Source organism: Nocardiopsis baichengensis YIM 90130 (assembly GCF_000341205.1).
GTDB classification, from domain to species: Bacteria; Actinomycetota; Actinomycetes; order Streptosporangiales; family Streptosporangiaceae; genus Nocardiopsis_A; species Nocardiopsis_A halophila.
The window spans coordinates 301,249-318,061 of record NZ_ANAS01000009.1; the positions used below are offsets into that span (position 1 = coordinate 301,249).

General features: G+C 72.8%; 15 protein-coding genes. 10 read left to right on the top strand and 5 right to left on the bottom strand.

Annotated elements, in window-relative coordinates:
• Nucleotides 1-43: 43 nt before the first annotated feature.
• The 5 genes from aceB to C892_RS0109990 all read left to right on the top strand — a co-directional run bounded on the left by aceB (nucleotide 44) and on the right by C892_RS0109990 (nucleotide 6,710).
• On the top strand, nucleotides 44-1,648 hold the full coding sequence (gene aceB / locus C892_RS0109970) for a malate synthase A (RefSeq protein WP_017536712.1): 1,605 nt from the start codon (nucleotides 44-46) through the stop codon (nucleotides 1,646-1,648).
• A gap of 105 nt (nucleotides 1,649-1,753) precedes the next feature.
• Entirely contained in the window at nucleotides 1,754-3,247 is a 1,494-nt protein-coding gene (locus C892_RS0109975; RefSeq protein ID WP_193374766.1) for an FAD-linked oxidase C-terminal domain-containing protein, read from the top strand.
• Nucleotides 3,248-3,458: 211 nt separating this feature from the next.
• Nucleotides 3,459-4,733 (top strand): FAD-binding oxidoreductase, encoded by a 1,275-nt coding sequence (locus C892_RS0109980; protein WP_017557060.1) that lies wholly within the window; start codon nucleotides 3,459-3,461, stop codon nucleotides 4,731-4,733.
• Nucleotides 4,734-4,794: 61 nt separating this feature from the next.
• Nucleotides 4,795-6,117, top strand: a complete 1,323-nt coding sequence (locus C892_RS0109985; protein ID WP_017557061.1) for a (Fe-S)-binding protein — start codon at nucleotides 4,795-4,797, stop codon at nucleotides 6,115-6,117.
• A 167-nt stretch (nucleotides 6,118-6,284) separates the two neighbouring features.
• On the top strand, nucleotides 6,285-6,710 hold the full coding sequence (locus C892_RS0109990) for a CBS domain-containing protein (RefSeq protein WP_017536716.1): 426 nt from the start codon (nucleotides 6,285-6,287) through the stop codon (nucleotides 6,708-6,710).
• A gap of 45 nt (nucleotides 6,711-6,755) precedes the next feature.
• Here the strand turns inward: C892_RS0109990 and C892_RS0109995 are convergent, their stop codons facing one another.
• Nucleotides 6,756-7,508, bottom strand: a complete 753-nt coding sequence (locus C892_RS0109995) for a DUF1963 domain-containing protein (protein ID WP_026124272.1) — start codon at nucleotides 7,506-7,508, stop codon at nucleotides 6,756-6,758.
• 280 nt (nucleotides 7,509-7,788) lie between these two features.
• Between C892_RS0109995 and C892_RS0110000 the strand changes: the two genes are divergently transcribed.
• Nucleotides 7,789-8,214, top strand: a complete 426-nt coding sequence (locus C892_RS0110000) for a CBS domain-containing protein (protein ID WP_017536718.1) — start codon at nucleotides 7,789-7,791, stop codon at nucleotides 8,212-8,214.
• Between the two features lie 61 nt (nucleotides 8,215-8,275).
• On the opposite strand, the gene C892_RS0110005 is transcribed toward C892_RS0110000, so the two are convergent.
• The 3 genes from C892_RS0110005 to C892_RS0110015 all read right to left on the bottom strand — a co-directional run bounded on the left by C892_RS0110005 (nucleotide 8,276) and on the right by C892_RS0110015 (nucleotide 10,293).
• Nucleotides 8,276-8,659 (bottom strand): DUF1330 domain-containing protein, encoded by a 384-nt coding sequence (locus tag C892_RS0110005; RefSeq protein WP_017536719.1) that lies wholly within the window; start codon nucleotides 8,657-8,659, stop codon nucleotides 8,276-8,278.
• A gap of 180 nt (nucleotides 8,660-8,839) precedes the next feature.
• Nucleotides 8,840-9,469: a hypothetical protein gene (locus C892_RS0110010; RefSeq protein ID WP_017557063.1), complete on the bottom strand. Its 630-nt coding sequence runs from the start codon at nucleotides 9,467-9,469 to the stop codon at nucleotides 8,840-8,842.
• A 59-nt stretch (nucleotides 9,470-9,528) separates the two neighbouring features.
• Nucleotides 9,529-10,293 (bottom strand): DUF429 domain-containing protein, encoded by a 765-nt coding sequence (locus tag C892_RS0110015; protein WP_083934346.1) that lies wholly within the window; start codon nucleotides 10,291-10,293, stop codon nucleotides 9,529-9,531.
• A gap of 483 nt (nucleotides 10,294-10,776) precedes the next feature.
• Here C892_RS0110015 and C892_RS0110020 point away from each other — a divergent pair, with 483 nt between their 5' ends.
• The 3 genes from C892_RS0110020 to C892_RS0110030 all read left to right on the top strand — a co-directional run bounded on the left by C892_RS0110020 (nucleotide 10,777) and on the right by C892_RS0110030 (nucleotide 15,021).
• The gene (locus C892_RS0110020) at nucleotides 10,777-11,190 is read left to right on the top strand and encodes a hypothetical protein (protein WP_017557065.1); all 414 of its coding nucleotides are present in this window, start codon (nucleotides 10,777-10,779) and stop codon (nucleotides 11,188-11,190) included.
• Entirely contained in the window at nucleotides 11,187-14,318 is a 3,132-nt protein-coding gene (locus C892_RS0110025) for an AAA family ATPase (protein WP_026124273.1), read from the top strand. The genes C892_RS0110020 and C892_RS0110025 overlap by 4 nt, the downstream gene beginning before the upstream one ends.
• Before the next feature lie 139 nt (nucleotides 14,319-14,457).
• Complete coding sequence (locus C892_RS0110030; RefSeq protein ID WP_017557066.1) at nucleotides 14,458-15,021, top strand: YwqG family protein; 564 nt, start codon at nucleotides 14,458-14,460, stop codon at nucleotides 15,019-15,021.
• A 148-nt stretch (nucleotides 15,022-15,169) separates the two neighbouring features.
• Here C892_RS0110030 and C892_RS0110035 read toward each other — a convergent pair whose 3' ends face one another.
• Nucleotides 15,170-16,024, bottom strand: coding sequence for an NAD(P)H-binding protein (locus C892_RS0110035; RefSeq protein WP_017557067.1), 855 nt, complete (start codon nucleotides 16,022-16,024; stop codon nucleotides 15,170-15,172).
• A 161-nt stretch (nucleotides 16,025-16,185) separates the two neighbouring features.
• Here C892_RS0110035 and C892_RS0110040 point away from each other — a divergent pair, with 161 nt between their 5' ends.
• A complete protein-coding gene (locus C892_RS0110040; RefSeq protein WP_017557068.1) occupies nucleotides 16,186-16,788 on the top strand; it encodes a TetR/AcrR family transcriptional regulator in 603 nt (200 codons plus the stop codon).
• The last annotated feature ends 25 nt before the right edge of the window (nucleotides 16,789-16,813 follow it).

Here is a 16,813-nt window from a genome sequence, read left to right on the forward strand (position 1 = left end):
TTCCACATCCCAGAACATAGTTTCACTTTGTGGAAGGTTTCGCATGGGCGCCACGAACGGGGTCGAGATCACCGGCCCCCTCCACGACCGGTACGACGAGATCCTCACCGATGACGCTCTCGCGCTCGTCGCCGACCTGCACCGGCGCTTCGAGCCGCGCCGGCAGGAGCTGCTGGCGGCGCGCAAGGAGCGCCAGGCCCGCATCAACGCCGGCGAGAACCTGGACTTCCTGCCCGAGACCCGGGCCGTCCGCGAGGACACGAGCTGGAAGGTCGCCCCGCCCGCGCCGGGCATCACCGACCGCCGCGTGGAGATCACCGGTCCGACCGACCGCAAGATGACCATCAACGCCCTCAACTCCGGGGCGAAGGTGTGGCTGGCCGACTTCGAGGACGCCAACACCCCGCTGTGGGAGAACATGATCGGCGGCCAGCTCAACCTGCGCGACGCGCTGGACCGCACCGTGGACTTCACCTCCCCCCAGGGCAAGACCTACGCCCTGAAGGAGGACTCGGAGCTGGCCACCATCGTGGTCCGCCCGCGCGGCTGGCACCTGGACGAGAAGCACGTCCTCGTCGACGGGCAGCGCACCTCCGGCGGCATCGTCGACTTCGCGCTCTACTTCTTCCACTGCGCCCAGCGCCAGCTCGACAAGGGCAAGGGCCCCTACTTCTACCTGCCGAAGATGGAGAGCCACCTGGAGGCCCGGCTCTGGAACGACATCTTCCTGGCCGCCCAGGAGCGCCTGGGCATCCCGCGCGGCACCATCCGCGCCACCGTGCTCATCGAGACCATCCCGGCCGCGTTCGAGATGGAGGAGATCCTCTACGAGCTGCGCGAGCACTCGGCCGGCCTGAACGCCGGGCGCTGGGACTACCTGTTCAGCATCATCAAGACGCACCGCACCCGCGGCCGCAGCTTCCTGCTGCCCGAGCGCAACGCGGTCACCATGACCGCCCCCTTCATGCGCGCCTACACCGAGCTGCTGGTGGCCACCTGCCACCGCCGCGGCGCCTTCGCCATCGGGGGGATGGCCGCGTTCATCCCCAGCCGCCGCGACGCGGAGGTCAACGACCGCGCCCTGGCCAAGGTGCGCGACGACAAGACCCGCGAGTCGGGCGACGGCTTCGACGGCTCCTGGGTCGCCCACCCCGACCTGGTCCCGGTCGCCATGGAGATCTTCGACGGCGTCCTGGGCGAGCGGCCCAACCAGATCGACAAGCTGCGCGAGGACGTGTCGGTCAAGGCCGGGGACCTGCTGGCGGTCGACGCCACCGAGGGCGGCATCACCGAGGCGGGGCTGCGCTCCAACGTCAACGTCGCGCTGCAGTACCTGGCCGCCTGGATCGGCGGCAACGGCGCGGTGGCCATCCACAACCTGATGGAGGACGCCGCGACCGCCGAGATCTCCCGCTCGCAGATCTGGCAGTGGCTGCACAACGACGTCACCCTCGACGACGGCCCCAAGGTCACCGCCGAGCTCGTCGACCGCATCATCGAGGAGGAGCTGGCGGCCATCAAGGCCGAGCACGGCGAGGCCTACGACGCCGAGCTGTTCGGCCGCGCGGTCGAGCTGTTCCGCGAGGTGTCCCTGGCCGACGACTACGCCGACTTCCTGACTCTTCCCGCTTACGAGCGGATGCCGTAACGTCTGAGGCCCAGATCGCGGAGTGCGCGGGCCGCCCCGCCGGGGTCCGGCCCGCGCGCTCCGCGCCACCCTGTGTCGCGGACGACGGGCGGGAGGGCGGAGCCCATGCAGGAGCGGCCCACTCGGGAGCGGTCGCCCGATGACCGGTTGAGCGCGCTGGTCCCCCGGCTGCGGAGGATCTGCGGCGACGACGGCGTCCTGACCGACCCCTCCCGCCGCCGCACCTACGAGAGCGACGGCCTCACCTACCACGCCGAGGTCCCCGGCGTGGTCGCCCTGCCCACGACGGCCGAGCAGGTGGCCGAGGTGGTCGGGCTCTGCGCGGCCGAGGGCGTGCCGTTCGTTCCGCGCGGCGCCGGGACCGGCCTGTCGGCGGGAGCGCTCCCGCGTGCCGACGGGGTGCTCGTCACCACCTCCCGCATGCGCCGCATCGTCGAGGTCGACCCCGACAACGAGTGCGCGGTGGTCCAGCCCGGCGTGGCCAACCTCGATATCACCCGCGCCGCCGCCCCCTACGGCTACTACTACGCCCCCGACCCCTCCAGCCAGCAGGTCTGCTCGGTCGGCGGCAACATCGCCGAGAACTCCGGCGGCGCCCACTGCCTGAAGTACGGCTTCACCGTCAACCACGTGCTCGGCCTGCAGGTCGCCACCCCGCAGGGGGAGCTGGTACGGCTGGGCGGCAAGGCGCCCGAGGCCCCCGGCTACGACCTGATCGGCGCGTTCATCGGCTCCGAGGGCACCCTGGGCATCGCCACCGAGGCCACCGTGCGCCTGGTGCGCTCCCCGCAGAAGGTCACCACCCTGCTGGCCGCGTTCGCCGGCATGGACGCGGGCGGGCAGGCGGTCTCCTCGGTCATCGCCGAAGGGGTGCTGCCCGCCGCGGTCGAGATGATGGACGCGCTGTCCATCGAGGCCGCCGAGGCGGCCGTGGCCTGCGACTACCCCGAGGGCGCGGGCGCGGTGCTGATCGTGGAGCTGGACGGGCCCGCCGCCGACGTGGACGCCGACGCCGCGGCGGTGCGGCGGCTGTGCGAACGCGCCGGCGCCTTCGAGATCCGCGAGGCCAGCGGCGCCGCTGAGCGGGCGCGCATCTGGAAGGGCCGCAAGTCGGCGTTCGCCGCGGTGGGCAGGATCAGCCCCGCCTACATCGTCCAGGACGGGGTGGTGCCGCGCACGGCGCTGGGCGAGGTGCTCGGCGACATCGCCCGGCTGTCGGCCGAGAGCGGCATCCGGGTGGCCAACGTCTTCCACGCCGGGGACGGCAACCTGCACCCGCTGGTGCTCTTCGACGACGCCGAGCCGGGCGCGGGCGAGCGCGCCGCCGAGGTCTCCGGCGCCATCCTCGACCTGTGCATCCGGCACGGCGGGTCGATCACCGGCGAGCACGGGGTGGGCGTGGACAAGGCCTGTTCGATGCCGCGCATGTTCGCCCCGCAGGACCTGGAGGCGATGGACCGCTTCCGGCGGGCGTTCGACCCGGCGGGGGTGGCCAACCCGGAGAAGCTGCTTCCCACGCCCCGGCTGTGCGGCGAGGTCCCGGGGGTGCGCCGGGACGTGCACCCGCTGGTGGCGCAGGGCCGGGCGGAGCAGTTCTGAACCGTTGCGGGGAGATGGTGCTGGGAGATGGTGCGTCCTGCTCGGCGGCGTTCGGCGGCGTTCGGCGGCCTGTCGGCCTGTCGGCCTGGGCCCCGGGTCCCAGCGCCGCCGCACCCGGGGGCACGGCAGGGAGCGCGGTGGGTGAGGCGGCTGCGGCGGACGCGGGCCCGGTGGCGGGCCGGGAGCCAGGATCGTTCCAGAAAGGCGCTCGATGACCGGCAAGGACGAGCAGGCGCAGGACGCGGACGGGGCGCCCGAGGCGATCGGGGCGGCCGGGGCCGAAGTGCGCCCCGGCACCGACCGTGACGCCGTCGGCGGCGCCGTCCCCCGGTGGGTGGTGCGCCCCTCGGACGCCGACGGGTGCGCCGCGGCGCTGGGCGCGGCCGCGCGGGCCGGGCTGGCGGTGGTGCCGCGGGGGGCGGGGACCAAGATCGGCTGGGGCGCCCCGCCGCGCCGGTGCGACGCGGTCCTGGACCTGTCGGCGCTGACCGGCGTGGACCACGCCGCCGGGGACCTGGTGGTGGAGGCCGGTGCCGGCACGCCTCTGGAGGAGCTGGCCGCCGTTCTGGCGAAGACGGGTCAGCGGCTGCCGGTGGACCGGGTGGTGCCGGGCTCGACCGTCGGCGGCGTGGTGGCCACCGGCCTGTCGGGGCCCGGCCGGATGCTGTACGGGCCGGTGCGCGACCTGATCATCGGTATGACGGTGGCGGGCCCCGACGGGGCGGCCTCACGCTCCGGCGGGCGCGTGGTGAAGAACGTGGCCGGCTACGACCTGGGCAAGTTGCACACCGGGGCGTTCGGGACGCTGGGGGTGATCACGTCGGTGACCTTCCGGCTGCGGCCTATCCCGCCGGCGCGGATCGTGGTGTCCGCTGAGGCCCCGGACCCCGCGCGCGCTCGGGAGCTGGTGTCCTCCGTGCTGAAGTCGCACACCGCACCGACCGCGATCGAGGTGGACCGTCCGGGCGGGGGGCGGATCTCGGTCCAGGTCCTCCTCGAAGGACCGGAGGACGGCATCCGTGCGCGCGCGCAGGAGGTGTCGGCCCTCTTCCCCGACGCTGTCGCCTCCCCTAACCTTCCCGTCGGCTGGGGCACGCTTCCCGGAGGGCCCGGTGACACCCTGCTCAAGCTGACGACTCCCCCGGCCCGAGCGGCCGAGGTGATGGACGCCCTGGGCGACGCCGCTCCGGACGGCGGCCCGCTCCCGGTGCGCGGGTCGGCGGGGTCCGGCGTCCTGTACAGCGCGCTTCCATCGGCCGCCGCCCCCGACGGTGCGGTCCGCGCGGTCTCCGCGCTCCGTGCCCGCCTCGGAAACGCGACCGGCGGCCACGGGTCGCTGACCGTCCTCGACGCGGCTCCCCCGGTACACGCGGCCGGCCTCGACCCGTGGGGCGAGGTGCCCGGGCTGCCCCTGATGCGGTCGGTCAAACACAACCTCGACCCGGACGGTGTCCTCTCCCCCGGCCGGTTCGCCGGAGGGATCTGAGGCCCGCCCCGCCCGCCCCTTCCCTCGCTTTCCGCGCTTCGACCCGCAGGGAGGACACTTCATGACCGAGAGCACAGAGAACAAGGAGAACGGGGAGCGCCCGTTCCCCGACCTTCTCTCCGACTGTGTGCACTGCGGATTCTGTCTTCCGACGTGCCCCACCTATGTGCTGTGGGGCGAGGAGATGGACTCCCCTCGCGGGCGCATCCACCTGATGGGGCAGGCAGAGGAGGAGGGCGCGTTCAGCGACGCCTCGGTAGGGCACTTCGACAACTGCCTGGGCTGCCTGGCCTGCGTGACGGCGTGCCCCTCAGGGGTGGCCTATGACGCGCTGATCGAGACGACGCGGGCGCGCGTCGAAGACGAACACGAACGCCCCCGGGGCGAGCGCCTCCTCCGGTCGGCGATCTTCTCCTTGTTCCCCCACCGACGCCGCCTCGAGCTGATGCGGGGCCCGCTCCGCGCCTACCAGGCCAGCGGCCTGGCGGAGCCCCTGCGCAAGTCCGGCCTCCTGCAGCGGCTGTCCCCGTCCCTGGCGGCGATGGAGCGCATGGCTCCGCCCATCCGGTCCCGGGTGCCTTCGCTTCCTGAGCGCGTGCCGGCCGCCGGTCGGCGCCGGGCGGTCGTCGGCATGCTCACCGGGTGCGTACAGGGAGCGTTCTTCCCGCAGGTGAACACCGCCACGGCACGCGTGCTGGCCGCCGAGGGGTGCGAGGTCGTCGTCCCTCAGGGGCAGGGGTGCTGCGGCGCCCTCTCCTCCCACTCCGGACGGGCCGAGGAGGCCGCGCGCTTCGCCGAGGCGACGGTCCGCACCTTCGAGCAGGCCGGGGTGGACACCGTCGTCGTCAACTCCGCCGGGTGCGGGGGAACGATGAAGCACTACGGCAGGGTGCTGCGCGAGGCGGGGCACCCCCAGGAGCTGGTCCGCCGCGCCGAGGCGCTGTCCGCCAAGGTGGTGGACTTCTCCGAATACCTCGCGCGGCTGGGCCCACGCGCCGAACGCCACCCGCTTCCCGTCACGGCGGCGTACCACGACGCCTGCCACCTCTCCCACGGCCAAGGGGTGACCGCCCAGCCCAGGGACCTGCTGCGCGCGATCCCCGAGCTGGAGGTGGCCGACCTGCCCAACCCGGAGATCTGCTGCGGTTCGGCCGGGGTGTACAACCTGCTCAACCCGGAACCCGCCGCGGACCTGGGCACACGCAAGGCCGACGACGTGTCCTCCACTCAGGCCTCCCTCCTGGTCGCCGGGAACCCGGGGTGCTCCCTGCAGATCGCCGCCACGATGCGCGAGCGGGGGGAGGAGATCGCCGTCGCCCACACGGCCCAGGTCCTGGACGCATCGATCCGGGGGCTGCCGCCGACGGCGCTCGTTCCGTCGTAGGGCCACGGGGCCGGAGGCCCGCCCGCCGGCCCGTCCCCGCGGCCAGGCTTGGGTGGCGCACCGTGAGGAGAGTCCGACCGCGGGACGTGTTGCCCCCTCGCACGGTCCGCCCTAGCGTGAGCCACGAGCCTCGCCGTCCGGTAACAGGACACACGGGAGGTACGGGCATGACCACCGCAGCCGACATCATGCACACCGGAGCGACCTGGATCCAGGCGACCGACACCCTGCAGGAGGCCGCACGGCTGATGCGGGACCAGGCCGTCGGCTCACTCCCCGTCAGCGACCCGACCGACCCCGACGAGCGCATGTGCGGGATCATCACCGACCGCGACATCGTGGTCGTGTGCATCGCCGCCGGCCACGACCCGACCCGGACCACCGCGGGCGACCTGTGCAAGGGCACGCCGCGCTGGATCTCCGAGGGGGCCGACGTCGACGAGGTGCTGCACGAGATGGAGACCAACAAGATCCGCCGCCTGCCCGTCGTCGGCGCCGACAAGCGCCTGGTCGGCATGATCAGCGAAGTCGACCTCGCCCACCACCTGTCCGAGAAGCGGCTCGCCCGTTTCGTCCAGCGTCTGTACGCCTGAGGGGTCCGCCGGGCGCCGGAGCCGGGCGGCGCCCGGCGGGGCCGGTCAGCAGGACTGGACGATGAGGACGCCGTTGGTCCGCTCGGGGTTCAGCAGGGCATAGGCGAGTCCGCTGTCGCCGCAGTTGATGGAGTACTTGTCGGTCGCGGAGTCGATGGTGGCCAGGTGGTGCCAGTCGTCACCGGGCGCCTCGTCCATCTGGAGCCAGAAGGCCGGTCCTCCGACCTGGACATCGGGGCGGCCGTCGCCGCCGTCCGCGTCCTTCTCGTACTCCACGTCCCCTGACCACCAGGCGGCCGCGTCCTCGTCGTCCTCCTCGGCATCCGGCACGGCGTCCAGCTCGTAGGGCGTGAGCTCCACCCGGAACTCCACGGGCTTGCGGCCCTCGCCGGAGACGGTGGTGTACAGCGTCGGCCCCTCCGCGACCGGTGCGGTGGGCACGCGGGGCGTTCCTCCCGGCTGCACGATCACCGTGTTGGGGGCGTGGGAGTCCGTCACGTAGTAGGACGACGGCGCGTCGGTGTTCCAGTCGTAGGCACTGAGGTCGCCCGGGTCCGGGTCGTGGGCCTCCAGCCGGTCGTTGTCCATGAAGATGTAGGCGATCCTCGGCTCGGGGCCGGGCATCCGCACCTGTGCGATGAAACGCAGCGGAAAGCCCCCCGACACGGGCCACTCCGGAGCACCGAGCCAGTCGGGCTGCCCGCCGAGCCTCGTCACCGGACCGTCCTCTGTGCCTTCCGTGCCCTCTGCGGGCACCAGCCGACCCAAGTGCAGGGTCCGCAGGTCGTCGACGGTCATGGTGGTCCCCATCCTGGTCGTGCGGCGGCCGTCCTGTGCCGCCCCGGCACAGACGAGACGCCCCCCGAACGCCCCCGGTTCCCCGGCGTTCCGGCGCTCGGTGCCCCCTCCTCCCGCCGCATGCCGCCCGTCACCGTTCGCCACCGGGCCCGCCCCGCGTTCTTTGCGGAGTCCGCCCCTCGGGGATGTCGCGGGTTTTGCCCGGTCGCTCCTACCGTGGGCGGGGAAGCGCCTGTGAGCCCCCGTGGACGGGGGAACCCGCATTCGAGGAGGTCGGACGATGACCACCGCGACCGACATCATGCACACCGGGGCCCACTGGATCCCCGCCGCCGAGACCCTCGACCGGGCCGCTCAGCTCATGCGGGAGCACGGGGTGGGGGCCCTTCCCGTGAGCGACCCGCTGGACCCCGACGACCGCATGGTCGGGATCATCACCGACCGCGACATCGTCATCAAGTGCATCTCCCACGGGCGGGACCCGTCGCGGATGACCGCGGGCGACCTGTGCGAGGGGACGCCGCGCTGGATATCCGGCGATGCCGGCGTCGGCGACGTCCTGCGGGAGATGGAGACGCACCAGATCCGCCGCCTCCCGGTCATCGACGAGCACCGGCGGATGGTCGGCATGATCACCGAGGCCGACCTCGCCCAGCACCTCTCCGAGGACCGGCTCGCCCACTTCGTGGAGCGGGTGTACTCCTGACCGACCGCCGCCGCCCCTCGGGCACGCCCGTGCCCGAGGGGACGGCTGAGGCGGACCGCGCTCAGCCCCCGTCGCCGCCGCGGGAGTTCCAGGGCACGGTGGGCTGAAGGACGGCCTCGGCCAGGGCCTTGGAGCGCAGGCCGGTGATCTCCTGGTACTCGGGGTCGGCGACCATCCGGCTGAAGGCCTCACGGCTGGGGTAGCGCACCAGCAGCACGGCGTCCCAGTCCTGGCCCTCCTCCGCCACCAGCGGCGTCGCGCCGTCACCGGCATAGATCAGCTCGGCGCCGTACTCGGCCAGGAAGCGCCCCGCCCGCCGCGAGTACTCCTCGTAGGAGGCCCTCCCGCCGGGGGCGAAGCGCAGCAGGTTGAGCATCACCACGGGGCCGCCGGGGTCCTCCTCCACCAGACGTGCGAGGTCGGAACCGGAGGGGTCGACCGCCATCGGGGCCTCCTTGTCACAAGGGCGAAGCGCCGCGGACCAGACCGCCCGGTCCCTCCGAACGGCCGAAGCGACGTCCCCGCCATCGTGACATACCACCCGGTCGGTATCGAGCCCCCGGGGCCGACGTCCACCCCCGGACTCGACCGCGATCACGGCGCCGAACCGTCGAGCGCCGGGGGCCTAGAAGCCGGGCGCGGGCAGGCGGCCTTCGGCCCACAGGTGTGCTCCTCCGAGCAGGCCGGTGAAGGCGAGGGAGGCGAGCGCGAGGATGATCGGGCCCAACAGCAGGCCCGAGACGAATCCGACCGCGCCGCCGATCCACGCGCGGGCGAACCACCTCTTGACATTCACGGCGATCACCGCCGCAGAGAAGGCCGCGACCACGAGGGCAGGCGCGACGCCGACCATCCCTCCCCAGGTCACGAAGTAGATACAGGCCGCGGGGACGAGAACCAGGGTGCCGACGGTGAGCCCCAGCAAGAGCTCGCAGTTGCGCCGCCACGAACCGCAGAGCGCGCGGAGCCACCCTGCGGCCAGCAGAATCGGAGCCGCCCCCAGGACGGCGATCATGAGATCTCCCCAGAGCATCGTCCGAGGAGGGAGGAAGAGCTGGGCCGGGATCCCTACGGCGACCGCACCCCCGGCCGACCCGGTCAGAGTGAGCACGTTCGGGGTCGCACCACGCGGGAAGCCGACCAGTGAGGCCGCGATGAGCCCGGCCGCGACCACCGCCCCGACGGCGCTCCCCCATAACAGCGGCTCCGGAAGGGAGAGGGCGAGGTCCATGCCGACCTCCTCGTCTCCTCGCATCGACTCCTCCGGTGGCTGTCGCCCTTGGCCGCTTCGCCGCCCCGGAACCGCCCAGGGTCTCAGAACCGTATGGCGACCGGCTCACCGCCCTCGTCGTGGTCGACGGGGTCGACGGGGTCGACGGGGTCGACGGGGTCGACGGGGTCGACGGGGTCGGGCAGGCTTCCCGCCGTTCCGCCGGCGATCCGCCCTGCGGACCACGCCGCCGCGGCGGCGTCGAGGACGTCGTCCACCGGGACCGGCCCCGCCTCCCCCAGGTCGTCGGGGATGGTGATGCCCTCGGCGGCGAGGAGCCGGACGCGCTGCGCCTGCCCGTTCCACGAGCGCTTGCTCCAGGCGAGCGGCCCGCCGGCCATCGCGGTGAAGGACACCTCCGGGTGGACCTCGTACAGCCGGGCCCCGCGACGGCACAGCTCTCCGGCCTCGCGGATCTTGGGGAACAGGGCGAAGCCCTGGGCGCCGACCCCCTTGCCGGCGAGCTCCCTCTGGAGCCGGTCGGCCTGTTCGCGGCTCATGCACTCCAGGACCCGGCGCGACGGCACGGGGAAGACACTCCCTCTGCGAGGCCCGAGCATCGACCGGGCCCGGAGGTCGCACTCGCGCCAGAGCCGCCCTTCCGGGGGCAGGCCCAGCGGTACGTCGACCGCGATGACGGCGCCCTCGGCCTCTTCTACCGGCTCGGACAGCCTCGGGTGGAAGCGCGCCTCACAGAACACGCCTCCGCGCAGGTGGACGGCGATCCAGCCCCCTGGACACCCGTCGACGCCGACGACATGGTCGGCGGAAGCGCGTTCGGGGTCTGCGCCTTGGGGGTCGTCTGCCATAAGGAGGCCCTTCCCCCCGGCGCGGCCGTCTACCCGGGATCGGTTCGGAGCGGCTCCGCAGGCGGCCGTCGTGGATCCGATAACCCTGGAGAGGGGCGAGCGCCAGGGCGACCCGAACCGCTGTCTCCCGTTTTCCCCTGGGGAACGAGATGAAAGGGAGACACGTGGGAAGGAATCCTTCCTTTCCGCGCATGCGAGGTATCGATCTGCAGCGACCTCGCAGCGAGCGAGCAGGCTCCTCCTGCCCTACAGCTGTTTCATGGGATCGCAGGATCGCATGCACCGCGCGGCCTTCGATGCGTTTCGCACCTCCCGGGGCCGGTGGGAGAATTTCGGCCACGGGGGCGGACAAACGTACTCATTCTTTTATCGAAAACGGGCACCTCCGTCGCACTTCACCTCGTTATCATCCCAATACTGGCGGGTTGAATTCCGGCAAAAGGGGTGGCCATGGGCGAAAAGGGGACGGGGAAACGGTACCGGGTGCGGACCCGCGACGTCTCCGGTCAGATGGTCGTCGGCGACGACAACGTCGTCGTCGCGGTCCACGGCGCACCCGAGGACGCCTCGGAGGCCGCGGACGCCGGCCTGGAGTCGCTGCGCGCCGGGTTCGCCGCCCTGCGCGAGCGGATCGACCAGGAGGCCCGGGACCGGACGCACACCGCCGCCCGCGAACGGATCGACGAACTCGAAGAGGCCGTCACCGCCGAGGAGCCCGAGGTCTCGACCATGGTGTACGTGCGCAGGTGGTTCGCCAAGCACCTGCCGACGCTCGCCGGTGCCGTCACCACGCTGATCGTGCACCCGTTCGTCGGGGGGCTCGTCGAGCACGCGGGCGACGCCGTGGCCGCCGAGTTCTCCCGCCACTTCGGCGGAGAAGGCGGGGCCGGGGAGTGACGGCGCCCTACGACGGGAGCGGCGCGGGCAACTGGGTCGAGGTGGCGGGAAGTGTCACCGGGAACCTGGTCGTCGGCGACCACAACGTGGTCGTCACCGCCGAGCGGTCCCACATCACGGTCCGCCAGCCGGGGCGGCGGCCGGAGGTCAGGCGCCGGGACGACGTCCGGCTGCTGCCGCGACGCGTGCGCGGCGCGCTGGGCCGCGACGCCGAGTCGGAGGCCGTCGCACGCGCCCTGGACGAGGACGGCGCGGTCCAGGTGTACGGCCCCTCTGGCACCGGCAAGAGCACGCTCCTGCGGATGTGCGCCCACCGGGCGCAGGCCGACCGGGGCTCGGTGGTCTTCATCGACGCGGCCGGGCAGGAGGCCTCCGACGTCCTGCACGAGGTCTTCGCCGCCTGCTACGACGCGCCCGGGTACCGGCCGGGCCGCACCGAGCTGCGCCGCTTCATGGCCGACGTCGGCGCCACCCTGATCCTCGACGACCTGGAGTGCCCCCGCGAGGACCTGGACGCGGTGCTGGACGCCCTCCCCGAGTCCACCGTCCTGCTCTCCTCCACCCGGCGCACCCTGTGGTCCCACGGCAGCGTGCTCCCCTTGGAGGGGCTCGGCCACGCCGACGCGCTCGCCCTGCTCGCCCGCAGCGTGGGGCACCCCTTGGACGAGTCCGAGCAGGCCCTGGCCGACGAGCTGGTACAGGTCACGTCGGGGCGCCCCCGGCAGCTGCTGCTCTGCGCGGAGCACGGAAGGCTGCTCGCGCCGGCGGAACTGCCCGACCTCCTGCCCCGGGTCGTGGAGTCCTTGGAGGCGGACGAGCGTGCCGTCGCGTCCCTGCTCGCACTCGCGGGCCCACCCGGTGCGGACCCTGCCCTGCTCTCTGCGGCCGCACCGCCGGGGACCGACGCGACGGCGGCGTGCGAACACCTGGAACGGCTGGGCATCGCGGTCCCCACCGGTCAAGGGCACCGCATCGCCCCGGACCTGGGCGGCACGGCGGAGGGGGTCGCGCCGCCCTCCGGTGCGGAGCTCACCGCCGTCGCAGAGCGCCTGGTCCACTGGGTGACGGCCCCGGGCCGCCCCGCAGAGGAGACCGCCCGCGCCGAAGGCCTGATCTCACGCACCGTCGACGCCCTGGACCGCGCCGGCTCCGCCGAGGCGGGGGTCCGGCTGGCACGCGCCGCAGCGCCGCCCATCGCCTGCTCGCTGAACCTGGGGGCGTGGGGGCGGCTGGTCGGACGCGGGCACGCCGCCGCCGAACGGGCCCGGGACAGCCGGGCCGTGGCCTACTTCCTGCACGAGGAGGGCGTGCGCAGCCTGGTCACCGGTCGGCGCGCGGCCGCCGCGGCGGGGTTCGCCGCGGCCGCGGCGCTGTGGCGGGAGATGGGCGACGAGGCCGCAGTGCGCGACGCCGAGGAGGGCGCCGAGCTGTGCGGCCCGGAGGGCGCGGACGCCGGTTCCGGCGCGGACGGCGTCGGCCCGGGCCTCGATGCGGGCGCCGACCCGGGGGCGTCCGGCACGGAGGGCGCACCGCCGACGGCCGACGCGGGTGCGGCCCCGCCCGGCGGCGGCGAGGCGGTGGGCGAGGCCGTCCACCAGTCGGGCGGCCTGGCGACCGAGGTCGCGGGAGCGGCCGACCCCGGGGGCTCGGTCACGTCCACGGTCGTCTCCACCGGCACCGGAACCGCAGGCAAGGCCGGGGCCGGGATCACCGCCAAACTCGCGGTCGGCGGAGGGCTGGCCGCGGTCACCGCCGGCGGGGTGGTGCTGGGCCAGCAGGTCCTCACGTCCGACACCGTCCCGGTCAGCGTCATGGTGGCGACCGCGGCGGCCGAGGTCGCCATGCCGGGTGAGCCGGGCGAGGACTGCGCGGTCGGCGACGGCGCCACCGACTGCACCACCGTGGTCGACTCGGCGAAGGGGGAGACCGGTCCGATCGAGGTCGACCCCGATGCGCCGCTGCCGGAGGGCGTCTCGTTCCTGTACTGGGGGTGCGAGGAGGGTCCGGGGGCCGAGTCCTGCACGGTCCGGGCCGACGCGGCCCTGACCGTGTGCATCAGCACCACCGCCCCGCAGGACGCGGCCAACCGCCGCGCCTGCGCCGAGGCCACGGGCGCGGCCGCGGCCTTCCGTCCGGTGGCGTGGAACGACGGCGGACGGCTCAAGGCCGTCACCGCCCCTGGCGGAGAGGTGGAGGTCCTCGAAGAAGAGGTGGCCCCCGGGTCGGTGGCCTGGTCGGCCGACGGCACCAAGATCGCGTGGTTGGAACTGGAGGACGTGGGAGTGCCCGCCGACGGGTGGACCGTCCACCTGCGTGACCTGACCGGCGGCGAGGATCGCACCTGGACCTGCGAATGGTGCACCATCGCGTTCCTCGGAGACACACTCGTCTCCTCGGGCTGGGAGGACGATCTGCTCGTCTACCCCGAGGACGGCGGCGACCCGACTGGCCGCGACCTCCCCCAGATCCCCGACGGCCCGCCGGGGGACACCTCCCCCGACATCGAGCTCACACCCATGTGGAGCGGAGGCGAGCAGCGGCTCTACGCCCATGTCAGGGACGACCCGGGCGACCCCTTCCATACCGCCTTGTACGAAATCGTCTCCCTCGAAGAGGCCCGGCACGTCGTGGACACCGGGAGCGTCCAATTCAACGAGGAGGTGGTCGTCGCGGTGAGTCCGGACGGTACCCGCGGTGTGGTGGCCACGCACTCCTACGGAGTGTCCACCTCACCGTGCGCCAAGGTGGGTCCCGTGCGCGTAGTGGACTTCACCGACGGGACGGCGCAGGCCGAGGTGGTGGCAGACCCGAGCAGAAGCCTGAGCGCAGCCTGGTTCGACGACGAGGGCACGGCGAAGACCGTCTTCATGCCTTATGGGGCCGATTCTGACTACGTCTCGGAGGCTGAGTTCGACGGTTACTGCATCTATGACTCGTCCGTCGAACCGGAGGCCTACACCTTGGACCCCGAGGCCGACGACTGGTCCCCGGCACAAGGCGAGGGCCTGCGCGAGGTCGACCTGGGAGAAGGCTGGACCGCCCGCTACGGCGACGGCCGAATCACCCTCCTCGACGACAGCGAGAAGACGGTCGCCGACCGCGCAGACGTGGTCTTCCCTACGGGGTGACCGAACCCGGCGGCCCCGGTCCCCTAGTTCCCGGCCGAGGGATCGGTTGCGCCTGCGTGCCCCTCTCGTCCGTCACCGACGAGAGGTACAACTCTGGACACACCGTGTTCCACCTTCAGAAAGCGGGCGAGAGCAGACCGTGGACAAGCAGTACCTCCGATTCGTCATGGCCGAGGCGCCGATCCTTGAACCGGTCACCAAGCTCGGCGGGCAGCCCGTGTGGCTGGAAGAGCCGACGTGGCCGCTGTCCGCCACGACGGGCAATCCGATGAGGTTCATCGGCCAGATCGCCCTGCCCGACGATCGGCCCCGGCTCGCCTACCTCTTCATGACCGAGGATGAGGACGCCTGGTTGATCGAGGGGACCTGGGAAACCGACGCCGGAGAGAACGCCTTCTTCGCCCAGCCGGGGCGCCCGGCCCCCTTGTACGATGTCCGCCCCCTGTCGACCGGCCCCACCCACGGCCCCGACCACCTGGCGGTCCCGGCCTCTTCCGAGGAGACCTCCACGTCGTTCCTGGGAGGGGCGCCGAAGTGGCTCCAAGGGGAGGAGACGCCGACCACCTCAGGCCCCTGGGAGCACACCCTTCAGCTCGACAGCTGCGACGTTCCCTTCCCCATCAACTTCGGGGACGCGGGTATCGGCTACGCATTCCTCAACCCGCACACGGGGGAGGGCAGGTTCCTCTGGCAGTGCTGCTGACGACGGTGCTCATCGTCGGCACCACTACTGAGCGTCTCCTTCCCTCGTCGCGAAGCGTGCGGAAGGTGTACGCCTCATCCGCCCCAAGCGCCCACTGCACATCCCTCGGGCGTGCCCGGATCAGCGATCGAGGGTTCGAGAAGGATCTTCACGTGGCGATCTGGGCCGCAAGCCGGTCGGTCACGGTGCGGGGCTCGCGGCCGAGGAGTTCGGCCAGCAGAGGGGCCGCTTCGGCGAAGTAGCCGGCGCGGGCGGCCTGGTACCAGGTGAGCATGAATCGGGCCGCCTGCTCCGGGACGCCGGTCGCGACCTGATCGGCGACCCACTGTTCGTCGTCCAGGACGACGCGCTTGACGGTGCGGCCGGTGAGGTCGGAGGCGGCCTCGGCGAGATCGTCGAAGGTGACGGCGGTCGGCGCGGTGAAGGTGACGGGGCCGTCGAAGGAGCGGGCACCGGCGAGGACGGCCGCCGTGGCCTCCGCTACCTCGGCACGGTCGGTGTACGGGACGGGCCCGTCCTCCGGCAGGGCGATCTCGCCGGTCCACTGCCACGGGCCGAGAACCTGGTCGAGCGGGCCGTAGGCGCCGTTGCGCAGGGCGGTCCAGGCGACACCGGAGTCGCTGAGCATCGCCTCGGTGCGGATGTGGATCTCCGACGGCCGATACGGGTTGCCGGGGACGGCGCCCTGCTGGCTCGTGTAGAGGATCCGCCGGACGCCGGCCTCGACGGCGGCTTCGATGGCCGTGCGGTGCAGTTCGACCATGTCGGCGGCCGGGTCGTTGCCGGACACCAGTAGGACCTGCTCGGCACCGGCGAACGAGTCGCGCAGCGCGGCCGGTTCCTCGTAGGAGCCCTGCCGCACGCGCACACCGCGGTCGGCGAAGTGCTGCGCCTTGGCGGCGTCGCGGACACTGACGCCGATCCGGTCGGCGGGTACGCGCGCGAGAAGGTGCTCGACGGTGGCACCGCCCAGCCCGCCGGTGGCGCCGGTGACAACGATCATGTTCTCGGCCTCTCCCTCTGTGCCCACCGTGTCCGAATCGGTGGCGGGCGGAACTATAAGTTGACCGTATCGGTCAACTTCTCTCCTGCCGAGGACCGTAGGTAAGCTGACCAACGGAGTCAAATTACGATGCCGGGGGACGGCGAGAGAGGGTGAGGGGCATGGCCGGTGCGGCGCATTCGGGATCCCGGCTGCGCGCCGACGCCAGGCGCAACTCCGAGCAGATCCGTGCCGCCGCGATCGGCGCGTTCCAAGGGCGGGGCCTGGGCGTCCCACTGGAGGAGGTCGCCAAGGCGGCAGGGGTGAGCAAGGCGACGATCTTCAACCGGTTCGGCGGGCGGGTCGGCCTCATCGAGGCCGTCATCGAAGAGGTCGTCGCCGCGGAGCTGCTCGCCGTCATCGACCGCGCTCGGACCATCGACGACATCGACGAGCGGATCACCTACTACCTCGCCGCGCTCCGGGACCTCCAGTACCGCCGGCCCGCCGTCAACGACGTGCTCCTGCAGACGTATCCGCACTCGCAGCGGCTCATGGACATCTGCCGGGCCGGGAGCGAGGCCAACGACGAACTCGTCGCAGCGGCGCGCACCTCCGGCGCACTGCGGCCGGAGTTCACGGCGGGCGACCTCCATGCACTCGTCGTCGACACCGCCCTCGCCCTCAAGCACGGCGAGCGCCCTCCCCGGGACGCCTACGACCGCCGCACCACCTACCTCCTGGAGGGCATCCGCGGGCGCCCGTCCGCTGCTGACGGACGATGACGGCACCCTCCCCCTGAACCCGCCC